This is a genomic window from Ruegeria sp. BC5, from assembly GCF_056539205.1.
In genome coordinates this window covers 1,372,291-1,384,131 of the sequence record NZ_JBQFUN010000001.1, presented here as the reverse complement: position 1 = coordinate 1,384,131, position 11,841 = coordinate 1,372,291, and the positions used below count along the sequence as shown (strand labels likewise).

Below are 11,841 nucleotides of genomic sequence, written 5' to 3'. Positions count from 1 at the left end.
CGTGTTACTGGATCATTTGGCGGTTGCGGGCGAAACATTGGAAGAAGCCTCGGCCCATATCGAACAGGCATTGGGAGTGCCACTGCAGGCGGGCGGTAAACATGATGCTTTCGGCACGCACAACCGGTTACTGGGTTTGCGGGATGAGCTTTATCTCGAGGCCATCGCGATTGATCCGCAGGCACCAAAACTAAAGCGCACACGGTGGTTCGATCTGGATCGATTTTCTGGCCAGCCGCGCCTAACAAACTGGATATGCCGGGTCTCAGATATCCAGGCCGCACTGTCCATATTCCCAGATGGCGTAGGCCAACCAATTGACCTGACCCGAGGCGCGCTGAGGTGGCAAATGGCGGTCCCGCCCAACGGGCGGCTGCCATTCGACAATCTGTTTCCTGCGCTCATTCAATGGCACGGCGATCTACACCCGGCGCGTATGTTGCAAGGCAGTGGATGCCGCCTGAGACGTTTGGTGGTTTTTCATCCTGACGCTTTGGATCTGGCGCGGTTGCTGGGTAATCTGGAAACCGTGGTGTTCGATACCGGTCCGGCCGCCTTGCGGGCCGAGTTCGAAACCCCGCATGGCCCCCGCGTGCTGGAATGAAAATACGGCGCGCAAAGGTCGCGGACGCCGCCTCAATCGCGGAAATCACCAACACGATCATCCGCGATACGCTTGTGACCTTCACCACGGATGAGCGCAGCGTCGAAAGCATCGCCAAGGAAATCGTTTCTCGTGGGGACGGCTATTGGGTTGCGGGAAAAGGCAAGCAAGTTGTGGGTTTTGCCACCTACGGCCCATACCGCTCCGGGCCAGGTTACGCGCAGTGCCGCGAGCTTACGATCCAATTGGCACCTGATGCGCGGGGGCAGGGGGGTGGGAGGGCATTGATGGCGGCGCTTGAGACCGCCGCCCGGGTGGAAGGTGTGCATGTGCTGGTGGCCGGGATCTCCTCGGCGAATCCTGGGGCGGTCGCATTCCACGCGGCGCTGGGGTTTAAGCAAGTCGGGCACATGCCAGAGGTTGGATTCAAATGGGGCAAACGGTTGGATCTTGTGCTGATGCAGAAAATTATTTCCTCTGACCCACCTGTCGTACCTGACAGTCGCGATTTCGGACGCTAGGGTGCGCCCATGTCGATCTGGACCCGCATATCCGATGCGCTAAGTGCGCTTGCCCAGGGTGAAAGCCTTACGGACGTATTTGAAAAACTGCGCACGCCGCCGGAACGCTCGGTTGCGTTTGCAATTGCCGTGATCGCGCTGGGTGCGAAGATGGCAAAGGCTGACGGGCAGGTGACGCGGGATGAGGTCACCGCCTTTCGCGATGTCTTCCAGATTGCCCGCGATGATGAGGCCGGTGCCGCACGTGTTTTCGACATGGCCCGGACGGACGTTGCCGGTTATCAGGACTATGCCCGCAAGATTGCCCGTATGTTTGCCGATGACAGCACCACGCTGTGCGACCTGATGGAGGGGCTGTTTCACATCGCCATGGCCGACGGGTTCTATCACCCAAACGAGAACGAATTTCTGGAACAGGTCAGCCGCATTTTCGGTCAGACCGACGCGCAGTTCATGGCCTTGCGCGCGCGGTTTGTGCCTGACGCACCCAATGACCCTTATACCGTGTTGGGAGTGCCGCACGACATGCCGCTGCCTGAAATCCGCAAGATTTGGCGGCAACTTGTTCGTGATACCCATCCCGACGCGATGATGGCCCGCGGCGTGCCCGAGGAAGCCATCCGTCTGGCCGAGAAAAAGATGATCGACATCAACCGCGCCTGGGACGAGATCAACGGCGCACAGGCGTAGGCGAATGCGGTTGGCGACCTACAATATTGAATGGTTCGCCAACCTGTTCGACCGCAATGATAATTTGGTCGTCAATGATCGCTGGTCCGGTCGTCACAACGTCACCAAAGCGCAGCAGGTTGAGGCCATCGCCAAGGTTCTGACGGCAATTGACGCGGATGCAGTTTTGATTGTCGAAGCCCCCAATTCCGGGAAATCGCAGGACACCATCCGTGCTTTGCAGAATTTTGCCGAGGCGTTTGATCTGCGCACCTCACACGCGGTGATGGGGTTTCCCAACGATACCCATCAAGAGCTGGCGCTGCTTTACGATCCGAATGTGCTGCAAGCGCGGCACGACCCGGTTGCGGGCAACGATGCGGCCCCCAGGTTCGACGACGTGTTCCATATCGACCTCGATATCGATGCGACCGAGGATCTTGTGCGTTTTTCCAAACCCCCGATGGAACTGGCGGTGCAGATCCGATCCGGCGCGCAGCTTCGCCTGATCGGGGCGCATCTGAAATCCAAGGCCCCGCACGGGGCGGGATCGCGGGATGAGGCGATCCGCATCTCGATCGCGAATCGCCGCAAGCAACTGGCGCAGGCCGTGTGGCTGTCTCGGCGTGTCAAAGCGCATGTCGAGGCCGAGGAACAGGTCATCCTACTGGGCGATTTGAACGATGGGCCGGGGCTGGATGAGTTTGAACACCTGTTTGGCCGATCCTCGGTCGAAATTCTGCTGCAGGCCGGATTGTTTGACCCGCATGCCGCGGGGACGGACGCAGAGCCGTCAACCGCCCGGTTTGCCCGCGAGGGTGGGCGGTATCTTGAGGCGCTGCTGGACTACATCATGGTCAGTGAAAACCTGCGCGCCAATCGTCCGGCGTGGCGTATCTGGCACCCTTTCAAAGACGCAGGCCTTCGTGCGTCAGAGGACTTGCATCAGGCCTTGTTGACCGCGTCCGACCACTTCCCCGTTACTCTGGATATCGCGTTGTGACCTTTTATCGACGGAAGGCTCTGCTTATATTCTTTGACATGAAACATCTCATTGCGATCTGCGCGTTATCGGTCGCGCTGGCCTTGCCCGCACAGGCCGAGGAAGATACCGGCAAATCCTTGATGGAGCAGGGGGCCGAACTGTTTTTTGAAGGTTTGCGCAAGGAAATGGAACCCGCGCTGGAAGACTTGCAGGGGCTGGTCAGCCAATTTGGCCCAGCAATGCAGTCATTCTTTGAAGAGATGGGCCCAGCCCTGGCCGAACTGGCGGGTGAGATCGAGGACTGGAGCGCCTATGAAGCGCCTGAGATATTGCCCAATGGGGATATCATCATCCGCAAAAAGCCTGAGGATCAACCAGAAGAGCCCGAGCAAATCGAAGAAGAAGCCGACGGAGCGACGGAAATCTAACCTCGGATAGTGACGTGAACCTCTGACTTTAGGGCATTCGCCAAGGAATTCAGGCGCGCTTCGGCCACCTCACTGAACAATGGTTCTGCGGCTTTGGGCAGCCGCAGTTCAAGCTGACGCTTTTTGGGATAGAATCGCAGCGTGCCCATTTTGACATCGTGGTGCATCCACAGCATGGCGCCAAAGCGCATGGCCTTGCCCAGAATTTCAGCCTGTTTCTGATCTTTCTCGTCCAGCAGTTTGTAAAGCGGCTCGAACCGGTTGCCCTCGCGTTTATTGCGATAACGGTGTTGCAGCGCAAGGCCGATAAAAACCCGTTCAGAATGTTTCAATCCGCCCAGATTGGCGCGGGTGACATTGTCGAAACAAATCTCGGCCCGGTAATCGGGATGGGCGCGCCAGCTGACGTCGTGCAGCAGGCAGGCAGCCTTGATCAGGCGCACGCGTGCCTCTGGAGCGGATTTGAACAACGGCATGACAAAATCAAACAGGTGTTTGCCAAATCCGGGCAGACGGGCATCTTTGGCTTCGGAGAAGTAGCTGGCTTCGATCAACGGGTCACGGTCGCGCAGAATCTGCGGCATTTGTTCGTACAGCAACCCTTCGCGGATGCCATAGCTTGAGATCGCGATGTCCTTTGGTTTGAAAGTGCGGATCAGCCGCGCCAGAACGTCCATCGCATAGGGGATCAGCGCCATGCGGGAACTAGACACGCCCGCCTGACTGCGCAGCTGATCCGGATCACCTTTTTCGATGAACTTTATGGTCTCACGGACCTGCTTTGTGGTCATGCGGTATTCATGCAGCACGTTCAGCGGATAACCCCGGCGCAGCATGTCCAGACGTGCAAAAGCACGCCAGCTGCCGCCCACCAAAAACAGGCGATCCCGCTGCGGCCCCAGCTGATCCCGCAGTTCTTCCATGGTGGCCTTGATATGGGCCTTGCGCGCGCGCCGCCCGCCCTTGATATCGCGTAGTTTCAATGGCCCCAGGGCCGAGGTCAGACGGCGCCCGACTTGACCGTCGCCAATCTCGGCCAGTTCCATGGATGAACCGCCAATGTCGCAGATCAGGCCATAAGCCCCGGGCCAGCCCAGCAACACACCCTGCGCGGACAAGCGCGCCTCTTCGCCGCCGTCTATGACCTGAACGGTCAGACCGGTTTCCGAATGAACCTGATTGCAAAAATCCGGTCCATCCTTGGCTTCGCGCACTGCAGCGGTTGCCACGACATGCAGGCCCGGTAGGTCCAGATCATTGGCCAATTGCTGAAACCGGCGCAAAGCGGACAGCGCACGCTTGCGCCCGCGCGGGTTAAGGAACCCGGATTCCGACAGGCCCGCACCCAGCTCGCACATTATCTTTTCATTGTAGAAATAAGCCGGGGATCGCGCGGCCCCGTCAAAGATTACCATCCGGACCGAGTTCGATCCAACGTCGACCACGCCCACCCGCGACAGGGCGCGGGCCTCGGGGTTGTCGAACAAGGGCTTGCCGAACGATCCCCAGTCCGGGATTTTGGCTTCTGCAATCTGATCCATGTCTATTCCAGATATTCGGGTGGCAGAATGCGAAATCGCAGTGTGCGGGTCAATTGTCGGATGCGACATCTGTCATGTCCGCGTTTAGCACCCGGATCGCAAGAGCGCGGGTGATTTCCCGCTTTTCCGACAAAGCCAGATGATCCAACCGGGCTACGACCTCGGCTGCGGTCTTGAACCGCCGATCCATGTGCTTGACGAGATAGGCAATCACGTCTGGTCCGGGATTCAGTTGGCGGTCGACAAACAGCTTGGCCAGAACGGCCCCCAAAAGGGCATCGTCCGGTGGGTCCAGCGCCACGTGATGCGCCCCTTCGATCCGGCTTTGCAGATCGGGCAGTGGCAGTTCCCACAGCTTTGGCGCCAACCGCCCGGTCATCAACAACGCATGGCCTTCTGCCAGCACCAAGTTGTGCAGGTGAAACAGGGTTTTCTGCTGATCGAGGTCGCCTGCGACCATCGGAATATCTTCGACCGCTATCGGAGTGCTGGCCAAGGCGGGCACGTCTTCGTACCGCACATCGCGGGCCTGAATGATCCGCCCGCCGGTTTCGGCAGCCCAGACATGGGCCAGATGCGTTTTGCCAGACCCGGCAGGGCCGCTGAGGACCAGCTTGTTGCCGGGCCACGACGTCGCCGAGATCATCGCAACGGCCAGCGCATTGGCGGGCGAGACAAAAAAATCTCCGCGGCCCAGTGCGGTTTTGGCCGGTAGATCAAAGCTGAGTTGTTGGGCCATTTATTCGTCTTCCTGCTTCAACCCGTCGAGGCCGGTATACAGGCGGCTGTCCAGATAGATTGAGGTCAGGAACCGGGCGACCACGCCCAGCGCTGCGGCAACCGGAACAGCAACCAGCATACCCACAAAGCCGAACAGCGCGCCAAAGACGGACAGGGCCAGCAGCAGCCAGACAGGGTGCAACCCGACCGAGCTGCCAACCAGCTTGGGCGTCAGGAAATTGCCCTCGGTCACCTGTCCCAGCGCGAAGATGCCTGCCACCAGGCCGATATGAAGCCAATCGCCCCAGAACTGAAACAGCGCAAGGCCGATAGCCAACGTGCCGCCAATCAGGGCACCCAGATAGGGGATGAATGTCACGAGCCCTGCGATGAAGCCCACGATCAGGCCGAATTGCAGACCAACGATCATCAGCGCAACGGCGTAGTAGGTGCCCAGGATCAGACAGACGGTTCCCATGCCGCGGACGAATGAGGCAAGAACATCGTCAATCTCACCCGCCAGCCGCTTGATCGTTGGGGCGTGGTCACGAGGTAGCAGCTCTCCTATGCGGGCTATCATACGATCCCAATCTAACAACAGATACACGGCGACCACCGGCACGATGACAAGCAGAACCACCACGTTGATGGCTGATCCCAGCGAAGCGGCGACGGATTGCAGAACGTCTCCAGTTTTGGATTGCAACGTCTCGCCCAGCGACACAAGGAATTGGTGAGAGCTGGATTCGGTATCCAGCAGGGATGGGAATTGTTTTTCGATGAAGCCGCGCAGTTCTTTAAGCAGACTGGGCATAACTTCGACCAGATCGATCAACTGGGTAATCAGCGCGGGCACCACCATCAGCACCATCAGCACAAATCCCAGAACGCCGACAATGGTGATGATCCCAGTTGCGGCCATTCGCGACAGCCCCATGTTTTCCAGCCGGTCTGCAATTGGATCAAGGAAGTAAGCGATTGCTCCGCCAATCACAAAGGGCAAAAGAACGTCGCCAAGTGCCCACAATAGAAGCACAAAAACTACAGCTGCTATGCCCCAGTACCTGAGCTGATCCTTCACCGGCAAAGCCATGGCTGTCCCCTTGTTTTCGGCTCTTGCCAGTGTTCTTGGCGCATGAAGCCCCATGATGCAAGCGCTTCATCGCCCGTACAATTCCCGGGCGCTAATCGCTGAGCGTGCCCAGTTCAGGCGTGGCGTCATGGGCGGCCTCGTCCGGCCAGTTGGTGCGCCAGATTTCCGCAGACCAATGGCCGCAATGTACCGCAGGCCGATCAAAGCCGGGCAGGGGGTCGACCAGAGGTGAAACCACCACGTCATGGCGGGGCACGGCAAAATAAGGAAACGAGTAACGTTCCTGTCCCGAGCGATTCACCACCCGATGCGGCGTAGATTTCAGCCTCCCGCCGGACCATAGTTCCAGCATGTCTCCGATATTGACGACAAATCCTCCCGGCGGGCAATCAGGGCTGATCCAGCCGCCGTTGCGGGTTTGCACTTCAAGCCCGCCGACGGGATCAGGGGCGATGATGGTCAGGGCATCGGTGTCCTTGTGGGGATGAATGCCATAGCCGCCCTCATCGGGGGCTTGAGGCGGATAGTGCAGCAGAGTCATGTTGGTCATGGGATCGCGGAAAGCGTCCCGCAATTGGCGCGCGGGCAGGCCCAGTCCTGTTTCCAACGCACCCAGCAAGGCATCTGCAACGCGGTCGAGTTGGGACCAGTAGTCAAGGATCATTCCGCGAGCGTCTGGCACCTGTGACGGCCAGACATTCGGGCCGTACAAGGCACAATCGTTGCGGATCGGCGCATCGCTGGCGACCTCATGGTGCAACTTGTAGCCTTCGTATTTGTCCGCCTTGCCAGACCCGTCATTTGGGGTGAAGAACCCCAGCGGGATGAACCCGCGATAATTGTCGCGGGTGATGGCCTGATCCCACTTGGCACCTTCTTCAACGTCAAAGATGGCCTGCACACAGGCGCGCATGTTTTGAACCGTGTCAGTGGGTATGTCGGTTCCGGTGATCGACAAAAAACCGATGTCAGTGCAGGCGCTGATGACCTGCTGAACGGTCTGCTCATAATCCGCATGGGACGCATTAAACAGCGGGGCGATGTCTATAGTGGGAATGCCACCCATCAGTGAACCCTGACGCCTTGGCGGTCAAGTTCAGCATGAACCGGGGCTAGGTTCAGCCCATGCAAGTCCTGATTGCTCTTCAGAGACAGGGCGGCTGCAATCCCGGCACCCTGACCCATGACCGCACAGCAGGACATATTGCGGGTGGCGGCATGGGCCACCTTGTCCGCCCCGTGCGACCGGCCTGCAACCAGCAGACCCTTAACGCCTTTCGGCAGCATCGAACGGTAGGGCACATGCATATACCGGCCCGTGGTCGGCAGGATCAGGATGCCATAGCCGTCGATGAATTCAGGATAGATGCCGATCGTATCCTCGAACCGACCCTGATGCCGGGCGTCGTCCTCGGTCATATTGTAGATCGCATCGATCTTGCGGGTGTCGCGAATGCCGATGGTCATGCCGAAATTCCGCAGACGCGCGTTTTCGCAGCCGGGCATGAAACGGCGCAGCGCCTCGATGGCTAGCATTGACTGTCGACGGCCCTCGATCTCGCCACGGGTCAGGCTATCGGGATCGGTGCCGTCTATCCCGTCCATATGGATCAGGTTCATATAAGTCAGCTCACCCGTATCGTGGACCGCGCCCCAAGTGCCGGCGATGGTGTTCAGATGCGGTGGGATCAGACCCTGTTCGATGGCTTGCTGGAACGGTTTCTTGACGAAGGGTGAGAACATGTCGTCCTCTTTGCCACTGGTTTCAATGTTCCACTCGCCACCGCCGCCCCAGTCCTTATAGGTCTGCGGGTCGGCCTTGACGCCCTCCATAAAGGCGCGCTTGTCGACGCCTGCCAGATGGAACATGACCGAAGCGGCCATCATATCCTCGCGCGCGGTCTTGTAGGTGGGCGCGCCTGCGCGATGGGCTACATCCGCGTCCCCGGTGGCGTCGATCACTACCTTGGCCAAAATCGCCTCACGCCCAGCTTTGGATTCGGTGATGACGCCGGTGATCCGGTCACCATCCATGATTGGAGCAACGAATTGACGGTGCAACATTGGATGCACCCCGGCCTCTTCGACCAGCTTGTCAGCAACCAGTTTGAACCCTTCGCTGTCCAACTCATAGCTGAGCGACTGGCTTTCTGGCACCGCTGCCCCCATGTCCCGGGCGCGGGTTTCAAATTCCAGACCAATGCCGCCTGCTTCGACGGTTTTCTCATGGCGGTACCAAGCAAATCCTTCGACACCCACGGCGGTGATATTGCCACCCATGCAGCCAAAGCGGTCGACCAGAGACACTTCGGCCCCTGCGCGCGCTGCCGCCAAGGCAGCGGCCAGCCCCGCGGGGCCGGAGCCCACAACTAGAACGTCGGTTTTGTGAACGACGGGAATTTGACGGGCGGGTTCCTGAATGGTTTGCATCGGCGCCTCATGGGTTTGCATTTTAGCCACCATTGAAAACCTTGGCTGGCGGGTCAATCAAAATTCCGACCGTCCCGAGGTCGCAAAATAACCAATGGCCGATTGCCCCCGGCGGGGCTTTGGAATAAGGACCTTTGAAGTCGAATTCTCACCCGTGAAGGTCATACAATGCGCCTCAGCCGTTACTTTCTGCCCGTTCTCAAGGAAAACCCGTCCGAGGCCCAGATCGTCAGCCACCGGCTGATGCTGCGCGCCGGGATGATCAAGCAAGCATCGGCCGGGATTTATTCCTGGCTGCCGCTGGGTTTCAAAGTTCTGCGTAAGTTGGAAAATATCATCCATGAAGAGCAGGCGCGCGCAGGTCATATCGCGATCCAGATGCCGATTATCCAATCGGCAGACCTATGGCGTGAATCCGGGCGCTATGATGACTACGGTCAGGAAATGCTGCGTATGAAGGACCGGCATGACCGGGATATGCTGTTCACGCCCACGGCCGAAGAGCTGGTCACCGATATCTTCCGCGGCCACGTCAGCAGCTACAAGGACCTGCCGCTGACGTTGTACCAAATCCAGTGGAAGTTCCGTGACGAGATCCGCCCGCGCTTTGGCGTGATGCGGGGGCGCGAGTTCTACATGAAGGACGGGTATAATTTCGACCTGACCAAAGAGGACGCGCTGCACGCCTATAACCGTCATCTGGTTACCTACCTGCGCACCTATGAGCGCATGGGCCTGCAGGCTATTCCGATGCGTGCTGATAGCGGCCCGATCGGCGGCGACAACACCCATGAATTCCTCGTACTGGCCGATACGGGTGAATCCGAAGTGTTCTATGACAGCGCCGTCACCGACCTGACGTTTGGTGATCGTCAGATCGACTATGACAGCCGAGAGCAGTGTCAGGCCATTCTGGAAGAGTTCACCTCGAAATACGCCCGTACCGATGAAACCCATGACGAGGCGCTGTTCAATCAGGTGCCCGAAGATCGCCGCCGTGTGGCGCGCGGGATCGAAGTGGGCCAGATCTTCTACTTTGGAACCAAGTATTCCGAGGCGATGGGCGCGACTGTTCAAGGCCCCGATGGCAAGCCAACGCCGGTCCATATGGGCAGCCATGGCATTGGTGTCAGCCGCTTGATCGGTGCGATCATCGAAGCCAGCCATGACGACAAGGGCATCATCTGGCCCGAGGGCGTAACACCGTTCCATTGCGGTATCATAAACCTCAAGCAGGGTGATGATGAGGCTGACGCCGCCTGCGACAAACTCTATGGCGCGCTGACCGCACTGGGTCTTGAGCCGCTGTATGATGACCGCAACGAACGGGCAGGGGGCAAGTTTGCCACCATGGACCTGATCGGCTTGCCGTGGCGTATCACCGTCGGGCCGCGGGGTCTGAAAAACGGCGTCGTTGAGCTGACCTGCCGCCGTACCGGTGAAAGCGAGGAGTTGAGCCCCGAAGCCGCCGTCACGAAAGTTGCCGAAATCTATGAGCAAATCGCCTGAACAGGATCATCGGCCGCTGATCTCGGTCGTCACCGTTACGCGGAACCTGATCGAAGCAGGGCGCGAGGTGCAAGTCCTCGCCGCCCTGGACAGCGTGCAGTCGCAAAAGCTCCGTGACATCGAGCATGTGATCTGGGACGGCCAATCCGATGACGGAACGCAAGACCTGCTGAAAGACGCGATTCAGAAATTCTCGGAGTCGGGCGACCCCATTCCGGTGCGGTATTTCTGTGAGGCAGACAAAAGCCTGTATGACGCGATGAACCAGGCGGTTGATCGGTGTCGCGGCGAGTATGTCTTGTTTCTCAACTCGGACGATCTGATTGCAGACCCTGACAGCCTGTTGAGGGTGCAAAAAGCTATCGAGCCCGATAAGCCCGATTTTGTGTATGGTGAAACCGTCTTTTTCGATGATGAGGGCAACCGCCGTCATGCCCGTCGGCTAACCCCGAAATCCATCTTGCAGCGCTTACCATTCGGTCACAATGCGATGGTCCTGAAACGGGCGTTGTTTCAGGAATTGGGCGGTCACGACCTGCAATTCCGTATCGCCGCGGACTATGACATGGTTTTGCGAATGATCCTGTCTGGCCATTCCGGCCAGCGGTTGCAGGCCCCAATATCACTGTTTCGGATCGGTGGAGTATCAGCAGACACAGACGCTGCCGGGGCCGAAATGGCCGCATGTTGGCTGAAAAACTACAGTCAGTTCTGCGATCTGTCCGGGTACTCGGACGCGCAGCGCTTTGGTTGGTACAAGCAAGGCCATTTGCCGGTTCGGGTTTCAGGCGCCATTTTGCTGAAATCGCTATCGCAGCCCGCTATCGCGCGTGCCGCTCTTTACAGCCTGACAAAGACGTTACGTCGCAAGGCTCAGTTCTGGCGGTCTTTCTAGGTTCACTGCGGTTCCGGTCGTTCCGTCAGAATTTCACCATCCGCACTGTTGCCGCGTGCTACGACAATCGGACGGCCCAGACGTCTGACCAGATCTTTGTATTCGAACCCTAGAAAGCGTATCCCACAAACCCGTTGATCGGTCGTGCGATCCGTAATGCACAGCCGCCCCTGACGGAACGCCAATCGGTATCCTTTGTCTTTCAGGATATCGGTCAAACTTGCCCAGCTTGCCGCTGTATCGAAAACAGGGCGAATGACTGCGCGCAACAATGCTGCTGTTTCACAATCCAGTTCTGAAGATGCGTTTCGGACCAAAATCGGGTCCAACAATTCCTTATTACTCTTTACAAACATGAGCGACCCCCGCTCTAAAAATGATATCCCCCTTACATCTAGGGTGACAAAGTTTTAAAAAATAAGCAAAAGGCGAAAGAATATTGCTTA

Annotated in this window: 13 protein-coding genes; 7 read left to right on the top strand and 6 right to left on the bottom strand. The window is 58.3% G+C overall.

Annotated features, from left to right (window positions below):
• Position 1 precedes the first annotated feature (1 nt).
• From ACR0LY_RS06950 to ACR0LY_RS06930, 5 genes are read left to right on the top strand one after another with little or no spacing between them, the layout of a single operon-like run.
• Positions 2-604 (top strand): VOC family protein, encoded by a 603-nt coding sequence (locus ACR0LY_RS06950; RefSeq protein WP_170347986.1) that lies wholly within the window; start codon positions 2-4, stop codon positions 602-604.
• Entirely contained in the window at positions 601-1,125 is a 525-nt protein-coding gene (locus ACR0LY_RS06945; protein WP_170347987.1) for a GNAT family N-acetyltransferase, read from the top strand. Before ACR0LY_RS06950 ends, ACR0LY_RS06945 begins: the two co-directional genes overlap by 4 nt.
• Positions 1,126-1,134: 9 nt before the next feature.
• Positions 1,135-1,815, top strand: a complete 681-nt coding sequence (locus tag ACR0LY_RS06940; RefSeq protein WP_170347988.1) for a molecular chaperone DjiA — start codon at positions 1,135-1,137, stop codon at positions 1,813-1,815.
• A 4-nt stretch (positions 1,816-1,819) separates the two neighbouring features.
• Positions 1,820-2,797: an endonuclease/exonuclease/phosphatase family protein gene (locus tag ACR0LY_RS06935; protein WP_170347989.1), complete on the top strand. Its 978-nt coding sequence runs from the start codon at positions 1,820-1,822 to the stop codon at positions 2,795-2,797.
• A 38-nt stretch (positions 2,798-2,835) separates the two neighbouring features.
• A complete protein-coding gene (locus tag ACR0LY_RS06930) occupies positions 2,836-3,207 on the top strand; it encodes a hypothetical protein (RefSeq protein WP_170347990.1) in 372 nt (123 codons plus the stop codon).
• Here the strand turns inward: ACR0LY_RS06930 and ACR0LY_RS06925 are convergent.
• The 5 genes from ACR0LY_RS06925 to ACR0LY_RS06905 form a co-directional block, all read right to left on the bottom strand.
• Positions 3,204-4,748, bottom strand: coding sequence for a Ppx/GppA family phosphatase (locus ACR0LY_RS06925; protein ID WP_170347991.1), 1,545 nt, complete (start codon positions 4,746-4,748; stop codon positions 3,204-3,206). The genes ACR0LY_RS06930 and ACR0LY_RS06925 overlap by 4 nt on opposite strands.
• Before the next feature lie 49 nt (positions 4,749-4,797).
• Complete coding sequence (locus tag ACR0LY_RS06920) at positions 4,798-5,487, bottom strand: HdaA/DnaA family protein (RefSeq protein WP_170347992.1); 690 nt, start codon at positions 5,485-5,487, stop codon at positions 4,798-4,800.
• On the bottom strand, positions 5,488-6,561 hold the full coding sequence (locus ACR0LY_RS06915; protein WP_170347993.1) for an AI-2E family transporter: 1,074 nt from the start codon (positions 6,559-6,561) through the stop codon (positions 5,488-5,490).
• A 91-nt stretch (positions 6,562-6,652) separates the two neighbouring features.
• Positions 6,653-7,627: an isopenicillin N synthase family dioxygenase gene (locus ACR0LY_RS06910; protein ID WP_170347994.1), complete on the bottom strand. Its 975-nt coding sequence runs from the start codon at positions 7,625-7,627 to the stop codon at positions 6,653-6,655.
• On the bottom strand, positions 7,627-8,991 hold the full coding sequence (locus ACR0LY_RS06905) for an FAD-dependent oxidoreductase (protein ID WP_170349345.1): 1,365 nt from the start codon (positions 8,989-8,991) through the stop codon (positions 7,627-7,629). The genes ACR0LY_RS06910 and ACR0LY_RS06905 overlap by 1 nt, the downstream gene beginning before the upstream one ends.
• Before the next feature lie 168 nt (positions 8,992-9,159).
• On the opposite strand from ACR0LY_RS06905, the gene proS reads away from it, so the two are divergent.
• Entirely contained in the window at positions 9,160-10,500 is a 1,341-nt protein-coding gene (gene proS, locus ACR0LY_RS06900) for a proline--tRNA ligase (protein WP_170347995.1), read from the top strand.
• Positions 10,484-11,395, top strand: coding sequence for a glycosyltransferase family 2 protein (locus ACR0LY_RS06895; RefSeq protein ID WP_170347996.1), 912 nt, complete (start codon positions 10,484-10,486; stop codon positions 11,393-11,395). Before proS ends, ACR0LY_RS06895 begins: the two co-directional genes overlap by 17 nt.
• A 2-nt stretch (positions 11,396-11,397) precedes the next feature.
• Here ACR0LY_RS06895 and ACR0LY_RS06890 read toward each other — a convergent pair whose 3' ends face one another.
• The gene (locus tag ACR0LY_RS06890) at positions 11,398-11,751 is read right to left on the bottom strand and encodes a hypothetical protein (RefSeq protein ID WP_170347997.1); all 354 of its coding nucleotides are present in this window, start codon (positions 11,749-11,751) and stop codon (positions 11,398-11,400) included.
• Between the last annotated feature and the right edge of the window lie 90 nt (positions 11,752-11,841).

Excerpts from the sequence above, each read along its gene's own strand:
- ACR0LY_RS06945 (WP_170347987.1), top strand. The coding sequence starts at position 601 with ATGAAAATACGGCGCGCAAAGGTCGCGGACGCCGCCTCAATCGCGGAA.
- ACR0LY_RS06940 (WP_170347988.1), top strand. The coding sequence starts at position 1,135 with ATGTCGATCTGGACCCGCATATCCGATGCGCTAAGTGCGCTTGCCCAG.
- ACR0LY_RS06935 (WP_170347989.1), top strand. The coding sequence starts at position 1,820 with ATGCGGTTGGCGACCTACAATATTGAATGGTTCGCCAACCTGTTCGAC.
- ACR0LY_RS06930 (WP_170347990.1), top strand. The coding sequence starts at position 2,836 with ATGAAACATCTCATTGCGATCTGCGCGTTATCGGTCGCGCTGGCCTTG.
- ACR0LY_RS06925 (WP_170347991.1), bottom strand. The coding sequence starts at position 4,748 with ATGGATCAGATTGCAGAAGCCAAAATCCCGGACTGGGGATCGTTCGGC.
- ACR0LY_RS06920 (WP_170347992.1), bottom strand. The coding sequence starts at position 5,487 with ATGGCCCAACAACTCAGCTTTGATCTACCGGCCAAAACCGCACTGGGC.
- ACR0LY_RS06915 (WP_170347993.1), bottom strand. The coding sequence starts at position 6,561 with ATGGCTTTGCCGGTGAAGGATCAGCTCAGGTACTGGGGCATAGCAGCT.
- ACR0LY_RS06910 (WP_170347994.1), bottom strand. The coding sequence starts at position 7,627 with ATGGGTGGCATTCCCACTATAGACATCGCCCCGCTGTTTAATGCGTCC.
- ACR0LY_RS06905 (WP_170349345.1), bottom strand. The coding sequence starts at position 8,991 with ATGCAAACCATTCAGGAACCCGCCCGTCAAATTCCCGTCGTTCACAAA.
- proS (WP_170347995.1), top strand. The coding sequence starts at position 9,160 with ATGCGCCTCAGCCGTTACTTTCTGCCCGTTCTCAAGGAAAACCCGTCC.
- ACR0LY_RS06895 (WP_170347996.1), top strand. The coding sequence starts at position 10,484 with ATGAGCAAATCGCCTGAACAGGATCATCGGCCGCTGATCTCGGTCGTC.
- ACR0LY_RS06890 (WP_170347997.1), bottom strand. The coding sequence starts at position 11,751 with ATGTTTGTAAAGAGTAATAAGGAATTGTTGGACCCGATTTTGGTCCGA.